Source organism: Pseudarthrobacter sp. NPDC092439 (genome assembly GCF_044754945.1).
GTDB lineage: Bacteria > Actinomycetota > Actinomycetes > Actinomycetales > Micrococcaceae > Arthrobacter.
This window is the reverse complement of record NZ_JBIVQB010000002.1, coordinates 300,825-322,291: the sequence shown is the minus strand read 5'-3', so window position 1 is coordinate 322,291 and position 21,467 is coordinate 300,825. Positions and strand designations below refer to the sequence as shown.

The window sequence follows — 21,467 nt, the reverse complement described above, 5'->3', positions numbered from 1 at the left end:
TGTCCGCTGACTGTAGGCACAGCGCCGGGGGATCCGCAAGGACCCGCCCGCCCCACTCAAACCCCGCCCGCCTCCTCCCCAGCCCCGCGAGATGGCAGTTAACGGCAGTCCCGGGCTCGAGTATTGCCGTTAACTGCCATCTCGCGGAGGGGGCAGCCGATAGTGTGGAACTGAACCGCGGAAGCTCAGGCTCAGGAGGCCCTTCATGCTCGTGCTCGTCATCAACTCCGGCTCGTCCTCGCTCAAGTACCAGGTGCGCGATGTCGCCGCAGGATCCGTCCTGACCGAGGGGCTGGTCGAGAAGATCGGGATGGGCAACGGCGGCGGCGGGGACGGCGAGATCGAGGGTCCGCGTGACCACGCCGAGGCCTTGGAGCAGGTGGACGCCGCCATCCACAGCGAGCTGGGCGACCTGGAGCTTGGCGCGGTGGGCCACCGGGTGGTGCACGGCGGCGAGCGGTTCGCCGAACCCGTGCTGATCGACAACGAGATCACCCGCGCCATCGAACGGCTTAACCCGCTGGCGCCGCTGCACAACCCGGCCAACGTCCTGGGCATCCGCGCCATCAGCAGGAAGTGGCCGGACATGCCGCAGGTGGCCGTCTTCGATACCGCCTTTCACCGCAGCATCCCCGAGCACGCCTGGCGCTACGCCATCCCGGACGAGCTGTACACGAACCACGGCATCCGGCGCTATGGCTTCCACGGCACCTCGCACGAGTACGTCACCCGGCAGGCGGCCGCGCTGCTGGACATCCCGGCGGAGGAGTTCGACGGCGTTATCGCCCACCTGGGGAACGGCGCCTCGGTCACGGCGATCCAGGGCGGCCGGTCGGTGGATACGTCGATGGGCTTCACGCCCCTGGAAGGCCTGGTGATGGGCACGCGCTCCGGCGACCTGGACCCCTCGATCCTCGTGTTCCTGGGCCGGGCCGGATGGACGCCCGAGGACCTGGACACCATGCTCAACCGCGGGTCCGGGCTCAAGGGCCTGGCCGGCAACAACGACATGCGCTCCGTGGTGGAGGCCGCGGAATCAGGTGACGGCCGCGCCGCGATGGCCCTCGCCGTCACGTCCTACCGCCTGGCCAAGTACATCGGCGGATACCACGTGGCAGTGGGAGGGGCGAAGGCGCTGGTGTTCACCGCCGGCATTGGCGAGAACTCGCACCAGTTCCGCGCGCTCGTTGCGGACCGGCTGGGTGCCCTGGGTGTAGAGCTCGACGGCGGCCTGAACCTTCAGCGGTCCAAGGAACCACGCGTCATTTCCACGCCGCAGTCCGGCCTGCCCGTCCTGGTGGTGCCCACGGATGAGGAACGCGCCATCGCGGAGGCGACGGCCGCCGTCGTCTCTTCATCGATTGCTCCGTAGATGCCGTTCCGGCGGCGCAAAACGGCATTATCGGAGCAGCCGACCGGGATAGGCCTAGGCGCGGCCCTTGAGGATGAGGTTCCAGTAGATCTTCGGGAAGATGTCCCGGTCCACCACCCATGAGAGCCGGCTCTCGTTCCATGTGGGCACGCGGGGGAGGGTGGGCATGGGGCGGTAGCGGTCGTCGAATTCGGCGAAGACCACGGTGTCGCGCGAGACGGTAAACGGGCACACGGAGTAGCCGTTGTACTTGGCGGGGAGGCGCTTGCCCTGCCGTGCGGCCACCAGGTTCCTTGCCAGCACCTTGGTCTGCTTGCGCAGGGCGCCGCCGGACTTGGAGTTGGTGGTGCCCGCGGCGTCGCCCAGGGACCAGACGTTTGGGTACCGGAGATGCCGCAGCGTCTGCCGGTCCACCTCCACGAAGCCGCCCTTGTCCCCGGCAGCCGGCAGATCCGTGGCCTTCAGCCAGTCCGGCGCCGACTGCGGCGGTACGCCATTGAGGACGTCGTAGTGGAGCTGTTCCTCATGCCCGGTCTCGACATTGCGGATGGTGGCCGTCTGAGCAGAGGGGTCCACGGCCACGAGTTCGCTGTTCGTGCGCAGCTCGATGCCGTACTCCGCGATCTTCCGGTCCAGTTCCCGGTCCACCTCCGGCACGCCGAACACGGTGGGGTAGGGCTGGACCATCACCACGCGGATCTGGTCCAGGACGCCCTGTTCGCGCCAGTAGTCGCAGGCGAGGTACATGGGCTTCTGGCTGGCGCCGCCGCACTTGATGGGCCCCGCCGGCATGGTGAACACGGCGGTGCCGGAGGTCAGCCCGCTGAGGAGGGTCCAGGCCTTGGGAGCGAGCTCGAATTCGTAGTGCGACGCGCCATGGGGCGAGTGCACGGCCTCGGCGAGGCCGGGAACGGCGTCCCAGTCGTACTGCAGGCCGGGGCACACCACCAGCTGCCCGTAGGCCACTGTTGACCCGGACTCCAGCGTGACAGTGTTGGCGTTGGCGTCCACATCCACGGCGCTGTCCCGGATCCAGGTGACACCCCTGGGCGTCACCGACTCCTGTGTCCGGACCGCTTCCTTGGCAGACGCCCGCCCGCCGGCGATATGCGAAAACAGCGGCTGATAGAGGTGGTGGTTCTTCGGCTCGATGAGGGCCACGTCCTTGACGCCGTACCGCTCCAACCGGGCCGCCAGCGACACGCCCGCGTTGCCGCCGCCGATGACCACCACTTCGAAGCTTTTCATGCCACTCCTTCGCCCAGGGTTCGTGCGGTCCGGCCCGGAACGGATCGCGGACACCCCTACATGGTAAGCAGGGTGAGCATGTGGCGGAACCGCTGCGGCACCCCCTCGGGAGTTGAGTGTTCGACGGCGGGCGGCGGCCGCCGTCGTACGCTCGACTGGGAGGGGCTTACTTCAGCCCGGCGCCCGGCAGCAGTTCGGTCGCGCCCAGGGCATCGGCGATGAATGCGTAGTCCCAGGCCCGCTCCCGCCATTGCACGTACCGTCCTGACGCGCCGCCATGCCCGCCGTCCATCTCGATCTTCATGACGACCGGCTCGGTCCCCGTGGTCTTGCTCCGCAGTTCCTGCACCCACTTGGCCGGCTCCACGTACAGCACGCGGGTGTCATTGAACGACGTGACGGCAGCGATTTTGGGGTAAGCGGCCGCCCGGACATTCTCATAGGGCGAGTAGGACTTCATGTAGCCGTACACGTCCGGGTCTGTGATGGGGTTGCCCCATTCCTCCCACTCCAGCGCGGACAGCGGCAGGTCCGGGTCCAGGATGCTGGTCAGCGGGTCCACGAACGGCACCTGCGCCACGATGGCCGCGTACTTCTCCGGGGCAAGGTTGGCCACCGCGCCCATCAGCAGGCCGCCGGCCGATCCGCCCAGCGCCGCGATCCGGGCCGGGTCCACCCAGCCGGACGCGGCCAGCCAGCCTGTGGCGTCGATGAAGTCGGTGAAGGTGTTCTTCTTGGCCAGCTTCTTGCCGTTGTCGTACCACTTCCGGCCCAGCTCACCGCCGCCGCGCACATGCGCAATGACGAACACCACGCCCCGGTCCAGCAACGACAGCCGTGCAATGCCGAACCCCGGGTCCATACTCATCTCGTATGAGCCGTAGCCGTAGACCAGGCCCGCCGCCGTCGAATCCTGCCGCACACTCTTGTGCCGCAGAACGGAAAGCGGGATGCGCGTGCCGTCCGCCGCCGTCGCCCATTCCCGGGTGGCCACGTAGTCGGCGGCGTCATATCCGCCCAGCACCGGGCTTTCCTTGCGCAGCAGCAGCTCACCGGCGGGCCGTTCCGCGGTGGGCAGCACGAAATCGTAGACGCGCGACGGGGTGAAATAGGACGTGTAGCCCAGCCGGATCACCGGGGCGTCATAGTCTGACCCGCCCACTCCGGCAGTGTAGAGCTCCTCATCGAACGCCGGTTCCACGGGCGCTTCCTGCGCCGGCGTCCCCAGCCCGGCCAGCCCCATCACCTGGACGCGCTCAATGGTGTCCTTGCGGATGGACACGATCAGGTGGGTGGCGGTGACGCCGGCGCCGTTGACGCGGACCTCCTCGGAATGTCCGACGACGGTCTGCCACCTCTGCTCCGCCAGCGGCTTTTCGAGCTCGGCCGGGTCAACCAGCGAGACCATGGAGTTCACGGCGCCGCGGTTGTGCGTCAGAAGGATGCGCTCTGCACCATCCAGCAGGAAGGGCTCGGCCTCGTAGAGGACCCGCTCGCTGCGCGGGATGACGGTCCGGACTGTCCCGGAGGGGTCATCGAACCGGAGCAGGCGTGTCTCGCTGTACTCGGAGCAGCCGATCCCCAGCACCAGGTAACGCCGGTCTGCGGAGAGCTCGAAGCCCAGCCACATGGCGGCGTCGTCCTCCTGGTAGATGACTACGTCGTCGGCGACGGGCGTGCCCAGGATGTGCGCCTTCACCTGGTAGGGGCGCCAGGAATCGTCCACCACGGTGTAGAAAATGCGCGTGCCGTCGGGGGAGAAGGCGACGCCGTAGAAGATGTTCTCGATGACGTCCGGCAGAAGTTCGCCGGTGCGGAGGTCCTTGATGCGGAGGGTGAACCGCTCGTCGCCGGAGTTGTCCACGGCGTAGGCGTAAAGGTTGCCGTCGACGGTCACGGCCGAGCCGCCCACGGAGAAGAAGGGCTTGCCTTCCGCCTCCACGTTGCCGTCCAGCAGGACTTCCTCGCCGGGAATCCCGATTCCCGGCTCAACCGCAGGCGGGGTCCAGTCGGCAATCTTGTCCTCGGTATCGCTGGCGCGGACGCGGCACTGGATGCCGTACTCCTTGCCTTCCACCGAGCGGCTGAAATACCACCAGCCGTCCTTCCGGTGCGGGACAGACAGGTCGGTTTCCTGCGTCCGGCCCTTGATCTCCTGGAAGATCGCCTCGCGCAGCGGTTCCTGGTGTGCCGTGACCGCCTCCTGGTAGGCGTTCTCGGCCTTCAGGTGCGCTACGACCTCGGCGGATTCCTTGTCCCGCAGCCACTCGTAGTTGTCCACGAAAGTGTCTCCGTGATGCGTCCGCTCCATGGGAATCCGCTTGGCGACGGGCGGTGAGGCGGCCGTGGCGGGGGCAGTGCTGGCGGGATCCTGCAGGGGAGTGGAGGTCATGCCTTCAATATATAGACCCCCTCGGACAATCCTGCGGCCCGTTCGCTACCGGGCAAACCCGCCTGGCCCGCTGCCGGCCACCTTCCCCGCTCCCCTCGCCGGCCCCCTTCACCGACGCTCTCTCACTTAATGCGGTTTTCCCGCTGACGCTCTCTCACTTGATCGAGCATCGGGACGCCGCCCTATCGGCGCCCAGGTCGCGGGCGTATTCTGGTCATTTGAGGCACATCCGCCCAGCGTGAGAGGGGAAGTTCCATGACCATCCCGCCAGTGCACGAACCCGAGCCGTTCCCGCCGGAGCCGGGTCCGGAACCGACATCACCTGACCCCACCCAGCCCCATCCTCCCGGACCGCCGGCGCCCGGTCCCTTCCCCACCCCCGAACCGCCCGGGCCGCTGCCGGTACCGGATCCGGGCCCGGCGCCGCTCCGCCCGGACCCGACCAGAAGCTAACCGAAGACCACCTGGCAGGGTCCCTTCCCCACGGGAAGGGGCCCTGTCTGCGCGGTTCGAACGCTCGAAAAACTTTCAAAAAATCTGTTCCGAACCGCTTGAAGACCTCCCGCGCCGGTGCTAAAAAATCTATATCAGTCAACACAGATCGGCTGATATGGAACCGTCTCTTTCGAGGAGGGAAGCCATGTTGATGCGAACCGATCCGTTCCGCGAGCTGGACAGGCTGGCCCAGCAGGTCCTCGGTACGGCAGCGCGTCCGGCTGCGATGCCCATGGACGCGTGGCGGGAGGACAAGGAATTCGTCGTTGCCTTTGACCTGCCTGGCGTAGCGGTGGATTCCGTGGACCTGGATGTGGAACGGAACGTCCTGACGGTGCGGGCTGAACGCCCTGAACCGGCCGGCAAGGACACCGAGTTGATCGCCTCCGAGCGGCCGCGCGGCGTGTTCAGCCGCCAACTGATTCTCGGAGACACCCTCGACACGGAAAACATCAGGGCCAGTTACGACGGCGGCGTCCTCACCTTGCGGATCCCCGTCGCCGAAAAGGCGCAGCCGCGCAAGATCGAGATCGAAACCAGGGGGTCGAAGCAAGAGATCGCCGCATAGTCCCGCAGGACAATTTCATAGGACCGGGAGGCCGCGCTCCTTCTGTTGGCTGCCTTTTGGGGCGATTCGCCATTCTGTGCACGCCACAGCGCCAGACAGCGCACCGGCAGCGTATGCACGGCCTTCCCGCAAGGTGGCCCCCGGTTCCGGCCGGGGGCCATCCCATGCCTGGTGGCTTTTGCGCCCGGGACCCGGGACCCCGCGTTGGGTCAGGAGCCGAGTTCCAGCATCAGCGCCGGGAGCTCGTCGGCAAGTTCGCGGGCAAGGAAGCCGAGCGGTCCCATCCTGCTGGCCAGCCGGTCGGCCGCCGCGGCGTGCATGTGAGTACCCCAGCAGGCTGCCTGCGGACCGGTGGTCCCGCGTGCCCGCAGCCCCGCGACCGCCCCGGCCAGCACGTCACCGCTGCCGGACGTCCCCAGTCCCCCGTATCCGGTGGTGATCTTCCACAGGTCCGGTTCACCAGGGCCGTGTGCCGGCGGCTGCGCGATCACCCCCTGGCAGCTGACCACGGCGTCATACCGGGCAGCCACCTCGGACACGGCTGCCTCAAGGCCGTCCGCGTGAAGATCGCCCGCATCGCGGCCCAGCAGGAGCGCGGCCTCGTTGGGATTGGGCGTGAGGATCAACCGCCCGCGCCACGGGTCCAGCTTGCTTTCCAGCCGCACCAGGGCGCCCAAAGCGTAGGCATCGAGAACGACGGCGGGACCGCCTTCCCGGCCGGCGTCACCGTCCGCGTCCTCCCGGGCAGCGTCCGCCCGCGCTGCCGCTTCCCGAGCCAGCAGCGCGCCCAGCAGCTCCTCGGCGAGGTCCAAATCGTCCAGCCCGGGGCCCACCAGGATGGCGTCGGCCCGGTCCAGGTAGGTGGTGATCCGCTCCAGCCCGCTGGCAAGGACGGACCCGCCGGAGTTTTCGGGCAGCCCGATCGAGCCGCACTCCGGCAGTGCCACCCCAACCTGGACGGCGGCGGACTCGGCTACGGCGAGCGTAAGTTTTCCGGCCCCTGCCCGGAGGGCCGCAGTCCCGGCCAGCAACGCCGCGCCGGGAGTGGCCCGCGCCCCTCCCACCACCAGCACCGAGCCGCGGGAATACTTGTCTTCGCCGGCGGCAGGCAACGGCCAGTCGCGGAGGAAGGAGGGCGTGACCAAGGCGGGCTGCGCTCCTGGGCCCGCGGCGCCGCCGTCGTAATTACCTGGGGTGGACACTTGCGTCCCCGGCGTGCTCGGTGACCTCGACGCCCTGCTCCGTCAGATGGTCCGCCACGTTGAAGCTCTCCAGCGTCCACGGACCCGCGCCGGACGGGCGGACGTAACGGGTGATGGAGGCATTGAGGACGGACGTGCTTGCGGCAAGGTCAAGCAGTTCCTGCTCCGAGAGCCCCTCCATGACGTAGCGGAACAGCATGATCACGGCGTCATGGCACACCAACATGACGCGGTGGCCGGTGCCCAGGTTGTTCAGCTCGGCCAGGACCGACCGAAGCCGCAGCGCCACATCGGCCCACGATTCCCCGCCGGGCGGCCGGTAGTACAGTTTCCCCAGCCAGAGCCGACGCTCGGCCTCTTCCGGGAAGCGGTTCTCCACGCCTAGCCGGGTGAGCCGGTCGAGGATGCCGAGCTCCCGGTCCCGGAGCCGTTCGTCGGTGACTACTTTCACCGGCCAGCCTGCCGTCTCCACGGCGATTTCCGCCGTCTGACGGGCGCGCGCGTAAGGGGAGGACACCACGGCATCGGCGCGGAACTCCTCCGCGATCCGGGCCAGGGCCGTCCCCAGCGCCTTGGCCTGTTCCTGCCCGGTCCCGGACAGATTCACGTCCGCGTCCCGGGCAGGTACGTCGATGACCTCGGCCCCCGCCAGCCGCGCCTCCGTGGCGGCAACGTTGCCCTCGCTCTCGCCGTGCCGGACCAGGAGCAGCTCCACCGCCCCGGCCTCCTGTACGGCCTCCGTCAATCCGTCGTCGTTCAAGAAAATCACCCCGTCCGCGTTCGGTGCCGAATGCAGGAACACTATCAGCGGCCTTACCCACGGTGCGGCAAAAATAACGTCCGACGGCGGTGCATCACGCGCGATACGTTGCATCACTATCTAGTTCGTGACACCATCTAGTCATGACTGCGGAGAAGCGATGGCCGAGCGACTGGGTGCGGGCGGTGCTGCCCATCTGCATCCTCCAGGTCATCGCCGACAACAGCGAAGCCTATGGTTACCAGATTATCCACGCGCTGAAGGCCGCCGGTTTTGACGGCCTTAGCGGCGGAACCGTCTACCCGGCCCTGAACCGGCTCGAAACGGATGCCTCCATAACTTCCGAGTGGCGCGAAGGCAGCTCGGGTCCGGGCAAAAAGTTCTACTACCTGACATCGGCAGGCCGCCAGAGGCTCACCGAAGCAGGTGCGGACTGGAGGGACTTCGCCGCACTCATCGACCACTTTCTCCAAGCGAAGAAAGGCTGAATAAGTGCCTGTAGACGAATACCTGAAGACCCTTGCCTACGAACTGCGGCAGCGGAAACACAGCGAGGAGATGGTCCACAGCACGCTTCAGGAAGTCCGCAGCTATGTAGCCGAGAGCGGCGAGAGCGCTGAGGCGGCCTTCGGGCAGCCGCGTGACTACGCGGCCTCGTTCCCTGAAGGAACAACCACGTCCAGAGGTGCGCGGGTGGGAACACTGGCCGGACTTGTCGTCATCGTGACACTCGCTGCCTACCTGGTCCTCCGGGGGACCTTCGGCATCAGCTTCGGCATCTCCGGAACGCTCGCCTATTTTGGCATGGTGGTGGCGGTCACGGCTGCCCTGATCGTGATCGGGCAGCACTTGGACAGACGTCTTCCGGACCTTCGGGAGGCCAACCGCTACTGATTCGGACAACCGCTACCCGGGTCCCGGCAGCGCTTGTCCGAATCCATAGCGAACGTCCGAAAACTACCGCTCCGGCGTCAGCACCTTGGAGAACACCGTGGCGCCGTTCGCGTTCCGCAGGCTCACCGTGAAGGCGTCGGTATCCAGCTGGACATGGCCGAAGAACTGGTTCTCGCCGTCGCGGGGTGACTCGCCGGGGAAGCGGCCGGCCTTGGAGAACACCACCTCCGGTCCGAACGTGCCGTCCATCGTGTTCGGTCCAAAGGACCCGGCCGCGATCGGCCCGGCCACGAACTCCCAGAAGGGGTCGAAGTCGGTGAACGCCGCCCGCTCGGGGGAGTAGTGGTGCGCGGCGCAGTAGTGCACGTCCGCGGTCAGCCACACAATGTTCTTGACCCGGTTCCGCTTGAACGCGCTGAGGACCCCGGCGATCTCCAGTTCGCGGCCCAGCGGAGCGCCGGCGTCGCGGTTGGCAACGCTTTCCTGGTTCACGGGTCCGTCGGGCACGATGACGCCCAGGGGCATGTCCGCGGCGATCACCTTCCACGTCGCCTTGGACTTGCTGACTTCGCGGATGAGCCAGTCCACCTGCTCCCGGCCCAGGATGTTGGTGGCGTAGCTTTCCTTGCCGTCGGTGTTCGGGGACTTGAAAGTCCGCATATCCAGGCAGAAGATGTCCAGCTGCGGGCCGCGGGAGATCTTCCGGTAGATGCGCGCGGGCTGGTACTGCCCGGCGTCGTCGAATGTTCCCGGCCGCCACAGCGCGGCACTGTCCGCGATGGGCATGTTCTCCTGCCACGCCTGCCGGCCCCGGGCCGCAAGCGTGTTGACGTCGCGCACCGTGTAGCGGGGGTCCTGCAGTATCTCCCCGGGGTACCAGTTGTTGGTGGTCTCGTGGTCGTCCCACTGGGCGATGACGGGCACGTCGGCGAACATGGCGCGCATGTTGGCGTCCATCTGGTTGTAGCGGTGCCGGCCCCGGAACTCGGTGAGCGTCTCGGCCACCTTGGACACTTCCTCGGTCACCAGGTTCCGCCACACCTGTCCGTCCTTCTCCACCACGGACTCGGCGATGGGACCGTCGGCGTACACGGTGTCGCCTGCGTGGATAAAGAAGTCCGGCCGGGTCCGGTGCATGGCCCGGTAGCCGCGCATCCCGCCGATCTCCTCGTTGATGCCCCAGCCCTGCCCGGCGGTGTCGCCGGTCCAGACGAAGCTTTGGGCGGTCGACGCCGGGACCTCACCGCCGTTGCTCGTCCCGCCGGTGCGTCCCGCGCCGTAGTACGTCCCCGCGTCGGGCGCCGTGCGGAAGGTGCCGCGGACGCTCTCGCCGGCTGCGCCGCCGTCGTCCTCGAAGCTGATCTCCAGCGCGAACCGCGTGTTGGACGGCAGATTCCCTGCGTGGATCTTGGCCGTGAAGTCGGAGGCCTGCGTGGCGCGGGGGCCGCGGAGGACGCGCTCGAAGGCACCCCGTCCGCGCAGGATTTCGCCGCCGTCGTCCACTGCGCGCAGGACCGCCGTCATCCGGCCGGCACCCGACGCGCGGGACCAGAGGACGGCCGAGTCTGAGGTGACGTCGCCGGTGGCGATGCCGCTCGGCAGGGTGAGCCGGTTGCGGACCAGGGCAACGCCGGCAGGGGAGAATGCGGCGTTGGCGTTGGCCGCGGTGGGGACGGAGGCAAGCGCGGCGGCGAGGACTGAGCCGCGGACCACCGTGCGGCGGGAAAGTTCAGGGCGTGAAGTATCAGTCATGGCCCCAGAATTCCGGCCGCGGGCGCACGCGCATTGTCCGGGCGGTGAACCGCAGGTAAGGCCCCGCTGAACAGTCGCACCGGCCGCCCTCCGAAAGCAGCGCGGGGTTCAGATCCGGCGCGCTAAGGGCCCGGAGGTGGGCGTTATCTGCCCCACGCCGCAGTGTCTGCGCGCGTTGCCCCGGGCTACCGCGCGAGCTGCGCGATCCGCCCGGAGCGCAGCGCGGCGCCGACGGCCGCGATGCCGGCCTGGTCAGGGAAGATCACGGACTGCTCTCCCACGTAGCCCATCCCCGCGTTGGGCAGCGTCATGCTGCGGATCGCCTTCACGTTGAGGTTGCGCAGGCTGTACGCCAGGATCGCCGCCTGCGCCGGGTCGAAACCCTTGTTCACGGTGAGGCAGCAGCTGGCCATGTCCACCAGGGCGCGCACGGCCGTGACGTTGTTGAGCGCGCCGCGGGCGGTCAGCCGGGCCAGGATGGCGCGGAGCAGGGTCTGCTGGTTGCGGACCCGTTGGAAGTCGCCGTCGGCAAAGGCGTAGCGCTCCCGGGCGAACTCCAGCGCCGCCTGCCCATTGAGATGGTTGACCCCGGCCTTGAAAACGTGGCGGGTCTCGTGGGTGGACCGGAACGGTGTGGTGACGTTGACGTCGATTCCGCCCAGCCGGTCCGTGAGCACCCTGAAACCGTGGAAGTCCAGCATCAGCGTGTGCGCGATCCTGATTCCCAGCAACTGCTCCACCGTCCGCTGCGCCAAGTCGATGCCGCCGCGTTCCAGGCTCGCGTTGATCTTCGCGCCGCCGACCCCAGGCACTTCCACCCAGGTGTCCCGGTTGATCGAAATCAGGGTCAGCGAACGCCGGTCCGCCGGGACATGGACCACCATCAGCGTGTCCGCCCGCTGGTCCGACGCCTCACCGGTGGCCGCCGTATGCGCCGCCTGCTTGCGTGCGTTCGCCCGGCTGTCACTCCCGATCACCAGCACGTTCATGGGCACGGCGCGGAGTTCCGGAATGGGCGCCGGGGCGGGCGGTTTGGTTCTGGTTGGAGTTGCCGACGGCGTGTCGCTGGGCGTCGCCGTCGGAGTCGGGCTGGCGGCGGGCCCGGCTTCGGTGCCGGCGCGGTTCAGGTTGAAAATTACGACGACGGCGGTGGCCACGAGTGCCACGGCCAGCAGTGCCGCGATCCAGCGCCTCCGCCCGTGAAACATTTGGTGCCAGGCGTCGCCCGCCGGGTGGGACTCCGGGCCGGGGCCAGCGGGAGCGCTCATTTGTGCCTCCACCTCATCGTGTTTGGTGGGATCAGTGTCCGCCCGCCAGCCCCCTGTTGGCTACAAACTTGTCCAAACTGTCACCTGCCAGGGCCTGGCCCATGGCGGCGACGGCGTCCCAGTCCGGCAGGACGATCGACTGGCCGTCCGATGAAGTGCCGGTTCCCGCCGTCGGCAACGTGAAAAAGACCAGGTCGCCGGGGCCCACGCCGCGCAACTCCAGAGCCAGCCGGGCCAGGGCCGCAGCATTCAGCCCGCTGTCAGCACTGATGAACGGCGAGATGGCCGAAAGTGCCTCGCTGACCTTGAACGGGTTGAGCAGCGTGCCGGCGCTGAGGTTCTTGGCCAGGAGGGCCTTGACGAATGCCTGCTGGTTCCGCACGCGCTGGTAGTCGCCGTCGGTGAACGCGTACCGCTCGCGGACGAACGCCAGGGCGCGCTCGCCGTCCAGCAGCGCAGGGCCTTGGGTGAAGGTGAAGTTGCCGTGCAGGGACACAAAGGGTTGGGTGACGTTCACTTCTACCCCGTCAAGGGCATCGGTCATGCCCTTGAAGCCCTCGAAGTCGATCATTGCCACGTGGTTGATGCGCTGGTTGAAGAGCGACTCCACGGTCTGCACCATGAGGGGGACACCGCCAAATGCGAGTGCCGCATTGATCTTGGCTTCCCCCTGCCCCGGGATCCCCACCCAAAGGTCACGCATCAGGGAGACGGCGAAGATCCGGGACCGGTCGGCGGGAACATGGACCAGCATCAGGGTGTCCGCCCGCTGGTTGGAGTTGCTGCCGGACAGCGCTTCGCCGGGCGTGGCGCCGCGGCTGTCGGTGCCCATCACCAGGATGTTCAAGGCCCCGCCCGGCGCGGGCGCCTTTTCTCCGGGGGCCACGGCGGCAGCCGGACCTGAACCGGCCGCCGCGCCCGGGGCCTCCTCCGCGGCGCCGGCCGACGGCCCGGTTGGCTGGGCGTTGGGGCGGGGCCGCAGGGACTCGTCGGGGAACGCGTTTTCGATCGTGGTGCTCTGCGAGTCGAAGGTCTGGCCAAGGGTGTACAGGAACGCTCCGGCAGAGGCCGCCATCAGCACCGCGACGGTCAGCAGCACCAGGAGGAGCCCCCGCAGCCGGTGCCGGGGATGCTTCTTGGGGAGGCCGGGGGCCGCGCCGCCTGGATACGTCTGCTGGGTGCCCATCGCCGAAAACTACTGCGGCCCGGGCGCTGTTTCATCAGGGGAATCCGCAGGAAGCCCGCACGAAAACCCGCAGTCCCGTGGTGTGCAGGGGCCGATGGACGTCGGTTTGGGGCAGCGGCCCCGGGAGGTCAGGAACCGGGGCCGGCGGCAGCCTCGGCGGACGGGGCGTTCAGGCGGGCGTGGCGCAGAATCGACACGATGGCCGGGGCGAGCTGGTCCTCCATCTGCCGGTACACCCCGGGGTCTCGCCGGTACGGGTCCACGATGTCGTTCTCACTGGAATCCGCCGGCAGGGACAGGTGCCGGACACCCGCCGCGCGGGCGGGCAACCCGCGCCAATAGGCGGCGTTGGCAGCCAAGGGGGAGCCGCCGTCGTGCGCGTCCGCCGTGGAAGGCACGACGGCGGCCCCTGCTTCCGCGACGCCGTCGGCAGCGCGCTGGTCGAGGACGTCCAGCATCCGTGCGAATTCGCGGATCGTGAAGGTCCGCTTCAGCAAGGAGGCATCCAGCTGGAGCACCTCGCCGCGGTGCCCGGAGGTCATGGTGAGCACCAGGTCCACGCCGCGGAGGATATTCGGCGTCAGCTGGCGGGCGGCAAAGTGGTCCGGGCTGCCGCCGAAGGTACGCACGATGTCGGCGGAGATCGGCTGCATCGGCTCACCCACCATGGCCCGCGTGCCGGCGCTGGCAACCTCGAAGCCGCCCGGCACCACCTGGTCCAGCCCGGCCTGCAGCAGCCTCTCGGCCACGGGCGACCTGCAGATGTTGCCCGTGCAGACGGTCAGGATTCTTACGGGTGCGGACGTGTCCAAGGAGCTCTCTTTCCAACCGGCGGGACCGTGCAGTCCGCGCACCTCAACTTAACATGCCACCCCCGCGACGCTCTCTCACTTAAGGCGGGTTTTGGGCCGACGCTCTCTCACTTAAAGCGGGTTTTGCGGCGGCGCTCCTGCACCCCCGAAAGGGAAGCGCAGGAGCGTTACGCCGCGGGGCGGCAGGAGCTAGAGCTTTCCCAGCAGCTGCTTCATCTCGGTGATCTCTGCCTGCTGCGCGGTGACGATATCGCGGCCCAGCTGCACGGCCTCGGCGTACTTGCCCGCGCCGATCTCCTGCTGGGCCATCTCTACGGCGCCCTCGTGGTGCATGATCATCTGCTCGAGAAACAACTTCGGGGCTTCGGGGCCAGGGGCGGCCTTGAGCTTCTCCATGCCGTCCGCGTCCACCATGCCGGACATGCCGTGGCCGGAGTCGGTGGGCATCATGGTGGGCTGTCCCCAGCTTTCCAGCCAGCCCGTCATCTTCTCGATCTCGGGGCCCTGGGCTTCCTTGATCCTGGTGGCCAGCGCCGTCACCTCGGCGGGCACATCCTGCTTGCCCAGCACGATGTCGCTCATCTCCACCGCCTGGGCGTGGTGCGGGATCATCATCTGCGCGAACATGGTGTCCGCCGCGTTGTGCCCGGCATTGGCGTCGGGCATCATGCTGGTCATCGGGCTGGAGCCGTGGTCCATGCCGGACATGCTGCCGCCCCCGGTGGGCGCCGAGCCGGAGTCGGCGGCGCAGCCGGCCAGGCCCAGGGTTGCGGCGAGGGCAGCGGTGACGGTGAGGGTCTTCAGTGTGGTGTTCATGCGGAATTCGTCCTTAAGGTTGAACCGGTTTTCGGGCGGAAAGCGCGGTTCGGTTTACGTCCGGCTGATGGACAGTTCGCAGGGCGTGGGGCTGGACGGAATGTAGGAATATGCGGCGGCGGCTGCGGCAGTGCGCGACTCCTGTTTCATGGCGGGCGCCGGCGGCGGAATCGCGGGGAACGATCCCGCGTTCGCCAACGGGACACACGCCGCCCCGGCCTCTTCCGCGCCCGGGCAGGCCTCCCCGCAGACCGCGCCGGCCGAGAGCACGACGACGGCGTCCCCGCCCGGGTGCGCCGGCCCGCCCGGCTGCCCCCCGCCGTCGTCCGCGGCCGCAGCGTGCCCGGCCGCAGATTCCCCGGCCGCAGCGGCCGCAGCGTGTGAAACCGCCGAGTGCGCAACAACAGAATGGGACGCGTGGCTCCCCGTCATCACGTGCATTCCGAGGATCCCGGCAATGACCGACAGGATCCCTGCGAACACCGCACAGCGCAGCAGCGCCTGTGATGTGAGCGAGGGCTGCCCCAAAACCCGCATTGAATGAGAGAGCGTTGGCCCGAAACGCGCACTAAGTGAGAGAGCGTCGGAGGGGAACGCGCAGGAAGTGAGAGAGCGTCGGGGCATGGTGTTTCTAACGTACCTCGGACGGATTGAGTTTCACGCGGCGCAGCAGCTGGGCGTTGAGGGCCACCACGATCGTGGAGGCGGACATCAGTACGGCACCGGCCGCGGGCGAGAGCACCACCCCGGCGAACGCCAGAACACCGGCGGCCAGGGGCACGGACAGGATGTTGTAGCCCGTGGCCCACACCAGGTTTTGCCACATCTTGCGGTAGCTGGCGCGGGAGAGGTCCACCATGGAGAGCACGGCGCGGGGATCGTTCCCGGCCAGCACCACGCCGGCGGATTCCATTGCCACGTCCGTGCCGGCGCCGATCGCGATGCCCACCTCGGCGCGGGCCAGGGCGGGGGAGTCGTTGACGCCGTCGCCCACCATGGCCACCTTGAGGCCCCGGGCCTGCAGCTCTGCCACCTTCTTGTCCTTGTCCGCAGGCAGGACCTCGGCAAAGACCTCGTCGATGTTCAGGTCCTCGGCCACGGCCTGGGCCACCTGGCGGGCATCGCCGGTGATCATGCCTACCTTCACGCCGCGGTTCTGCAGTGCGGCCACGGCCTGCCGGGATTCGGCGCGCACCGCGTCCTCGAGGCTGACGGCGCCCAGCACACGGCCTTCGTCCACCACGTGCAGCACTGCGGCGCCGCGCCCCATCCAGGCCCGGGTGGATTCGGCCAGGGCGGAAGGTTCGACGGCGGCCAGCTCGCGCAGCAGCGCCGGCCCGCCCACATGGACGGTGCGGCCGTCCACGGTGGCACGCACGCCGCGGCCGGTCATCGAGGTGAAGCCTGAGACCGCAGGCAGGGCAAGGCCGCGCCCACGCGCCGCCCGGACGATCGCGCGGGCTACGGGGTGTTCGCTGTCGGACTCCACCGCGGCGGCGAGCGCCAGGATCTGGTCCGGCTCCGCGCCTTCGACGGCCGCGATGTCCATAAGATCAGGCTCGCCGGTGGTCAGGGTTCCGGTCTTGTCGAACAGCACTACGTCGATGGTGCGCATCCGCTCCAGCGCCATCCGGTTCTTGATCAGCACACCCGCACGGGCTGCCTGTTCGGTGGAAATGGCGATGACCAGCGGAATTGCCAGGCCCAGGGCGTGCGGGCAGGCGATGACCAGCACGGTCACGGTGCGGGTCACGGCGTCGGCCACGCTGCCCAGCAGGGTCCAGGCGATGAACGTCAGCACGCCGGCGCCGGCAGCGAAGTAGAAGAGGAACGCGGCCGCCCGGTCCGCGAGGGCCTGGGCCCGGGACGAGGACGCCTGGGCTTCGGCCACCAGCCGCTGGATGCCGGCCAGCGCGGTCTGGTCTCCCACCGCGGTGACCTGCACACGGACGGTGTTGTCTGTGGCGACGGTTCCGGCCACGACGGCGTCGCCCGGCCCGCGCGGAACGGTCTTTGATTCGCCGGTAATCATGGACTCGTCGAACTCGGCCCGGCCGTCCACCACGGTACCGTCGGCCGGCATCCGTGCGCCGGACCGGACCAGCACCACGTCCCCCTCACGCAGGTCCGCCACCGGCACTGTCTCAGTGCCGCCGTCGTCCGAAATGCGGTCCGCCTCGTCCGGAAGGAGGGCGGCCAGCGCGTCCAGGGCGCCCTGGGCGGAGCCGAGGGCGCGCATCTCGATCCAGTGGCCCAGCAGCATGATGGCCACCAGCAGGGACAGTTCCCACCAGAAGTCCAGGTCGAACCCGCCAAGCCCCAGGCTGGTGACCCACGAGGCCACGAACGCCACGGTGATGGCCATGCCGATCAGCAGCATCATGCCGGGCCGGCGGTCGCGCACCTCCTGTACGGCGCCCTTGAGGAACGGCTGGCCGCCATAGAGGAAAATCACGGTGCCCAGGACGGGCGGAATGAGAGTTGAGCCGGGGAACATCGGGGCCATGTAGCCGAAGATGTGGCCCACCATGGGGCTGAAGTACACCACCGGAATGGACAGGGCCAGCGTGAGCCAGAACCGGTTCCTGAACATCGCGGTACTGTGACCGGCGTGCTGGCCGTGGGTGTGGACGGCGTGGTCGTCATCGGGCATTGGCCCCGCGTGGCCGCCGTGGCCCGGATGCCCCGAAGATGATGGGCGCGCTGCAGTCATCCCGTGGCCTGCGCGCCCCATGTGGTCGATGACGGCTGGCGTGGAAGGCGGGGCGCCGTCGTCGTGATGGTGGTTGTGGTCCTGCATGGTGCCGCCTTAGGTAAGGATGTTGCCCGGGGCACGCGGCCCCGGGCCGGAATTACGGGGCTGCGTAGCCGGCCGAGGCCACCGCCTGGCGCACGTCCGCGTCGGCCGCTGAACCGGTCACGGTCAGGCGCGACCGCCCGCCGGACACCAGGTCCACCTTCGCCGCGTCCACGCCTGCCAGCGCACCCACGGCCTTCTCCACGGTCTGCACGCAATGTCCGCAGGTGAGGCCTTCCACGGCGAACTCGCGCGGCGCGCCGGCTGTACGGGGAGGGACGACGGCGGCACGCGCCGGGGCGCTGCCGGTAGCTTCCGTGTCGCCGGCGGAGGGTCCGCAGCAGCTGCAGCCTGCCGCGGAAGCGAGGGGGAGGGTTGTCCGGGTTTGAGGTGCACACATGTCAGTTTCCATTCCGTCGAGGATTCATGGGCGCTGGGGTTGAACGGCTGTGAGAGGAGGCGCGGGGCGCCTGCCGGGACATACCACTTCACTGACAACACCTTGAACATACCCCTGGGGGGTATATGTGTCAAGACTGCGGCGCCCGGAGCGTGAACAATGGAGCCATGGGTCGAGGGGCGTTGCGCATATTCCTGGGAGCCGCACCCGGTGCCGGCAAGACATTCGCCATGCTGGAGGAAGGGTGCCGGCTCCGCCAGGAGGGCAAGGACGTTGTGGTGGGCGTTGCACTGAGCCGCGGCCGGTCAGAAACGGAGGCGCTGCTGGCGGGACTGGAGTTCTGCCCGGCAACGGCGCGCCCGGACCTCGACTCCGGGCTCGACCTCCCGGCCCTGCTGGACCGCGCACCGCAGGTGGTCCTGGTGGACGACTATGCCGCCTTTCCCGCGCCCGGTGCGGCCCGGTGGGAGCAGGTGCCGGTGCTCCTGGACGCCGGCATCGACGTGCTGTCCACCCTGGATATCAGAAACGTTGAATCGTTGCGGGACGTCGTGGAGGACATCACTGGTGCCCGCGCCACTGCCACGGTGCCCGACGCGGCGGTACTGGGTGCGGACCAGATCGAACTGGTGGACGCCTCGCCTGAACTGCTGCGCCAGCGACTCGGGGAAGGCAGGATCTTCAGCAGCCGGGAGGAGGCCGACTCGGCCCTGGCCGGTGACTTCCGCCCGGGGACCCTCGCCGCCCTGCGGGAACTTGCGTTGATCTGGCTGGCCGAACGCGTGGACGCCGGGCTGGCGGACTACCGCGTGGCGAGGAACATCAGGGACAGCTGGCCCGCGCGCGAAAAGCTTGTGGTGGGCCTCAGCGGCCGTCCCCGCGACCAGGCACTCCTCCGGCGGGCGGCCCGGATGCTGGCCGCGGCGGCCGGCGGAGAGCTCCATGCCGTGCACATCAGGACCGCAGCTGCCGGCAGCGACGCCCGGACCGGCAAGGACCTGGAGCTGCTTCGCAGGCTCACCCGGGAGGTTGGCGGGGTGTTCCATTCAGTCGGCGGGCAGGATACGGCCGCCGGGATCCTGGATTTTGCCCGCAGCATCAACGCCAGCCAGATTGTCCTGGGAACGACGGCGGGCCCGTGCCGCCGCCGGGGCATCGCGGACTGGGTGCGGGGTGGCGGAGTCGCGGAGCGGGTCAGGAAAAATGCCGGCAACGTGGACATCCATCTCGTTGCCACGAAAGCGGCTGACGGGTACGGTGCGGAGGGGACGGGAGGACCAGCGCGCCGCCTTGCCGCCCGTCCGCGGGCCGGGATGGGCCGGCCCGGCAGGGGCAGGGTCCGCCAGGGCGCCGGGTTTGCCCTGGCCGTGCTGCTCCCGGCCCTCCTCCAGTTCTTCCTGGGACAGCTGCCGCACCGCCAGCTTTCCACCGACATGCTGGTGCACCTGTCCGGCGTGGTGGCCGTTTCCCTGCTGGGCGGCGTGTGGGCGGCCGTGCTGGCCGCTTTGGTGGCGGGGATGATAGTGAATTACTTCAGCGTCCGGCCGGTGGGTTCGCTGTTCATCCTGGACCCTGAAAACGTCCTGGCGATCCTGGTGTTCCTGGTGCTTGCGGTGGCAGTTTCCCTCCTGATGGACCGGTCCGTCAACCTTCGCCAGGAGGCCAAAGTGGCCCGTGCGGAGGCGGCGGTCCTCGGCGAACTGAGCCGGCGTGCAGTCGCTGAGGGCAATACCATCCCCGGGTTCCTTGAGCAGGTGCGCGATTACTTCCAGGTGGACGGCGCCGCCCTGTGGACCAGAACGGACGACGGCGGCCCGGCCGCCTGGCGGATCAGCGAACATGCCGGCGGTGCCGTCCCCGGCGAAATTTCTGCCGCGTCCACACGGGAAGACCTGGACGGAAAACGGGCGCTCACTTTGACCGGGCGGGAACTGTCCCAGGACGAGCGCCGGCTCCTGGCCGCGTTCGGGGCGCACCTGCTGGCCATGCTGCAGCGTGAGCAACTGTCGGCCAGCCAGCGTGAAAACCTGCGTTTGGCGGAGGGGAACACCATGCGCACTTCCATCCTCCGTGCCGTCTCGCACGATCTGCGGACGCCGCTGGCCGGCATCAAGCTTGCCTCCAGCAGCCTGCGGGACGGGACCATCGCGTTTTCCAAGGCTGAGGAGCAAGAGCTCCTGGCCACCATCGAGGCCGGGGCCGACCGGCTGGACCGCCTGGTCAGCAACCTGCTGGACATGTCCCGCATCACTGCTGATGCGGTTTCCCCGTTGATCCGGCCCGTGTACTGGGCGGACGTAGTGGCCGAGGCGGTCCGCGGAACCGCGCCGGAGCGTGTGCGGGTGCTCCTGCCGGACAATATGCCGCCCGTGGATGCGGACCCCGGGATGCTGGAGCGCGTCATCGCGAACCTGGTGGAGAACGCCCTGAAATACGCGCCGGGCTCCGACGTGGTCATTGCCGGAGCGGTGGGCGGCGCCGGCAACGCCGTGATCCGTGGCGTCCCGGCCAGCGAGCTGACCATCGTGGACCATGGGGCCGGAATCCCCGCCGAGCAGGTTCTGACCATGTTCCGGCCGTTCCAGCGCGCGGACGATACAGCGGCCGGCACCGGCATCGGGCTGGGGTTGGCAGTGGCCAAGGGCTTCGTCGAGGCCATGGGAGGCGTGCTGCTGGCCGAACCCACCCCCGGCGGCGGCCTGACCATGGTGGTCCGCCTGCCCCTGTCCACCCGGGCGGCTGCCGAGCCTCCGAACCACTGGAAAGAGCGAACATGACGCCCGCCGTCCTCATCGTCGACGACGAAATCCAGATCCTCCGCGCGCTGCAGATCAACCTGAATGCCCGCGGTTACACCACCGTGACCGCGCTGAACGGTTCCCAGGCGCTCGAAGAGGCAGCCCGCCACCGGCTGGACGCGGTGATCCTGGACCTGGGGCTCCCCGATATAGACGGCGTGGAAGTCATCAGGCGCCTTCGCCGCTGGAACGGTGTGCCCGTCGTCGTGCTTTCTGCCCGGCACGGTTCCGAAGACAAAATCCAGGCCCTGGACGCCGGCGCGGACGACTATGTGACCAAGCCGTTCGGCATGGACGAGCTCCTGGCCCGGCTGCGGGCAGCGCAACGCCGCGGCTCGGCCGCCGACGCGGTCCCTGTGGTGGAGACCGCGGGTTTCACCGTGGACCTGGCAGCAAAGCAGGTCACGCGGCGCGGCGTCACGGTGCGGCTGACGCCGACGGAGTGGAAGATCCTGGAACTCCTGGCGCGGAACAGCGGGGCGCTCGTCACGCACCAGCAGATCCTGGCGCACGTGTGGGGGCCGGGTTATGCGGAGGAAACAGCTTACCTGCGCGTCTACCTCGCCCAGCTGCGCAGGAAGCTCGAAATGGACCCGGCCAACCCGCGGCACCTGCTGACCGAGACCGGACTGGGGTACCGCTTGAAGAAGTAGGCGCTGGACCGGGGCAGCCCAGCGGAAGGGGGCCATTAAGAAAGCATTAAGATC

18 protein-coding genes are annotated in these 21,467 nt (G+C 68.6%); 6 read left to right on the top strand and 12 right to left on the bottom strand.

Translation table 11 applies throughout. The features are described from left to right. Positions 1–205: 205 nt before the first annotated feature. The gene (locus ACIQCM_RS06325) at positions 206–1,372 is read left to right on the top strand and encodes an acetate kinase (RefSeq protein WP_400604834.1); all 1,167 of its coding nucleotides are present in this window, start codon (positions 206–208) and stop codon (positions 1,370–1,372) included. Between the two features lie 54 nt (positions 1,373–1,426). Here the strand turns inward: ACIQCM_RS06325 and ACIQCM_RS06320 are convergent, their stop codons facing one another. Further along, the gene (locus ACIQCM_RS06320) at positions 1,427–2,620 is read right to left on the bottom strand and encodes an NAD(P)/FAD-dependent oxidoreductase (protein WP_400604833.1); all 1,194 of its coding nucleotides are present in this window, start codon (positions 2,618–2,620) and stop codon (positions 1,427–1,429) included. Positions 2,621–2,786: 166 nt separating this feature from the next. Continuing rightward, positions 2,787–5,012 (bottom strand): S9 family peptidase, encoded by a 2,226-nt coding sequence (locus ACIQCM_RS06315; RefSeq protein WP_400604831.1) that lies wholly within the window; start codon positions 5,010–5,012, stop codon positions 2,787–2,789. A gap of 640 nt (positions 5,013–5,652) precedes the next feature. Here ACIQCM_RS06315 and ACIQCM_RS06310 point away from each other — a divergent pair. After that, positions 5,653–6,075: an Hsp20/alpha crystallin family protein gene (locus ACIQCM_RS06310; protein ID WP_400604830.1), complete on the top strand. Its 423-nt coding sequence runs from the start codon at positions 5,653–5,655 to the stop codon at positions 6,073–6,075. A 209-nt stretch (positions 6,076–6,284) separates the two neighbouring features. On the opposite strand, the gene ACIQCM_RS06305 is transcribed toward ACIQCM_RS06310, so the two are convergent. Together ACIQCM_RS06305 and ACIQCM_RS06300 are read right to left on the bottom strand one after the other, a co-directional pair. After that, positions 6,285–7,277, bottom strand: coding sequence for an NAD(P)H-hydrate dehydratase (locus tag ACIQCM_RS06305; RefSeq protein WP_400604829.1), 993 nt, complete (start codon positions 7,275–7,277; stop codon positions 6,285–6,287). Continuing rightward, the gene (locus ACIQCM_RS06300) at positions 7,261–8,046 is read right to left on the bottom strand and encodes a histidine phosphatase family protein (RefSeq protein WP_400604828.1); all 786 of its coding nucleotides are present in this window, start codon (positions 8,044–8,046) and stop codon (positions 7,261–7,263) included. The genes ACIQCM_RS06305 and ACIQCM_RS06300 overlap by 17 nt, the downstream gene beginning before the upstream one ends. A 134-nt stretch (positions 8,047–8,180) precedes the next feature. Between ACIQCM_RS06300 and ACIQCM_RS06295 the strand changes: the two genes are divergently transcribed. Continuing rightward, a complete protein-coding gene (locus ACIQCM_RS06295) occupies positions 8,181–8,525 on the top strand; it encodes a PadR family transcriptional regulator (protein ID WP_400604827.1) in 345 nt (114 codons plus the stop codon). 4 nt (positions 8,526–8,529) lie between these two features. Then, a complete protein-coding gene (locus ACIQCM_RS06290; protein ID WP_400604825.1) occupies positions 8,530–8,931 on the top strand; it encodes a hypothetical protein in 402 nt (133 codons plus the stop codon). Positions 8,932–8,994: 63 nt separating this feature from the next. On the opposite strand, the gene ACIQCM_RS06285 is transcribed toward ACIQCM_RS06290, so the two are convergent. The 8 genes from ACIQCM_RS06285 to ACIQCM_RS06250 all read right to left on the bottom strand — a co-directional run bounded on the left by ACIQCM_RS06285 (position 8,995) and on the right by ACIQCM_RS06250 (position 17,962). Continuing rightward, entirely contained in the window at positions 8,995–10,683 is a 1,689-nt protein-coding gene (locus ACIQCM_RS06285; protein ID WP_400604824.1) for an alkaline phosphatase D family protein, read from the bottom strand. A 185-nt stretch (positions 10,684–10,868) separates the two neighbouring features. Then, positions 10,869–11,951: an LCP family protein gene (locus tag ACIQCM_RS06280; RefSeq protein WP_400604823.1), complete on the bottom strand. Its 1,083-nt coding sequence runs from the start codon at positions 11,949–11,951 to the stop codon at positions 10,869–10,871. Between the two features lie 31 nt (positions 11,952–11,982). Next, entirely contained in the window at positions 11,983–13,137 is a 1,155-nt protein-coding gene (locus tag ACIQCM_RS06275) for an LCP family protein (RefSeq protein WP_400604821.1), read from the bottom strand. Between the two features lie 128 nt (positions 13,138–13,265). Beyond that, positions 13,266–13,949 carry a low molecular weight phosphatase family protein gene (locus tag ACIQCM_RS06270; RefSeq protein WP_400604819.1) on the bottom strand — a complete coding sequence of 228 codons (684 nt, stop codon included), beginning with the start codon at positions 13,947–13,949 and terminating at the stop codon, positions 13,266–13,268. Between the two features lie 189 nt (positions 13,950–14,138). After that, the gene (locus ACIQCM_RS06265) at positions 14,139–14,765 is read right to left on the bottom strand and encodes a DUF305 domain-containing protein (protein ID WP_400604817.1); all 627 of its coding nucleotides are present in this window, start codon (positions 14,763–14,765) and stop codon (positions 14,139–14,141) included. A gap of 54 nt (positions 14,766–14,819) precedes the next feature. After that, entirely contained in the window at positions 14,820–15,302 is a 483-nt protein-coding gene (locus tag ACIQCM_RS06260) for a hypothetical protein (RefSeq protein WP_400604815.1), read from the bottom strand. A gap of 94 nt (positions 15,303–15,396) precedes the next feature. Further along, on the bottom strand, positions 15,397–17,565 hold the full coding sequence (locus ACIQCM_RS06255) for a heavy metal translocating P-type ATPase (protein WP_400604813.1): 2,169 nt from the start codon (positions 17,563–17,565) through the stop codon (positions 15,397–15,399). 52 nt (positions 17,566–17,617) lie between these two features. Then, a complete protein-coding gene (locus ACIQCM_RS06250) occupies positions 17,618–17,962 on the bottom strand; it encodes a heavy-metal-associated domain-containing protein (protein WP_400604811.1) in 345 nt (114 codons plus the stop codon). A gap of 167 nt (positions 17,963–18,129) precedes the next feature. Between ACIQCM_RS06250 and ACIQCM_RS06245 the strand changes: the two genes are divergently transcribed. Both ACIQCM_RS06245 and ACIQCM_RS06240 read left to right on the top strand, forming a co-directional pair. Next, positions 18,130–20,739: an ATP-binding protein gene (locus tag ACIQCM_RS06245; RefSeq protein ID WP_400604809.1), complete on the top strand. Its 2,610-nt coding sequence runs from the start codon at positions 18,130–18,132 to the stop codon at positions 20,737–20,739. Continuing rightward, complete coding sequence (locus tag ACIQCM_RS06240) at positions 20,736–21,413, top strand: response regulator (RefSeq protein WP_400604807.1); 678 nt, start codon at positions 20,736–20,738, stop codon at positions 21,411–21,413. The genes ACIQCM_RS06245 and ACIQCM_RS06240 overlap by 4 nt, the downstream gene beginning before the upstream one ends. Positions 21,414–21,467 lie beyond the last annotated feature (54 nt).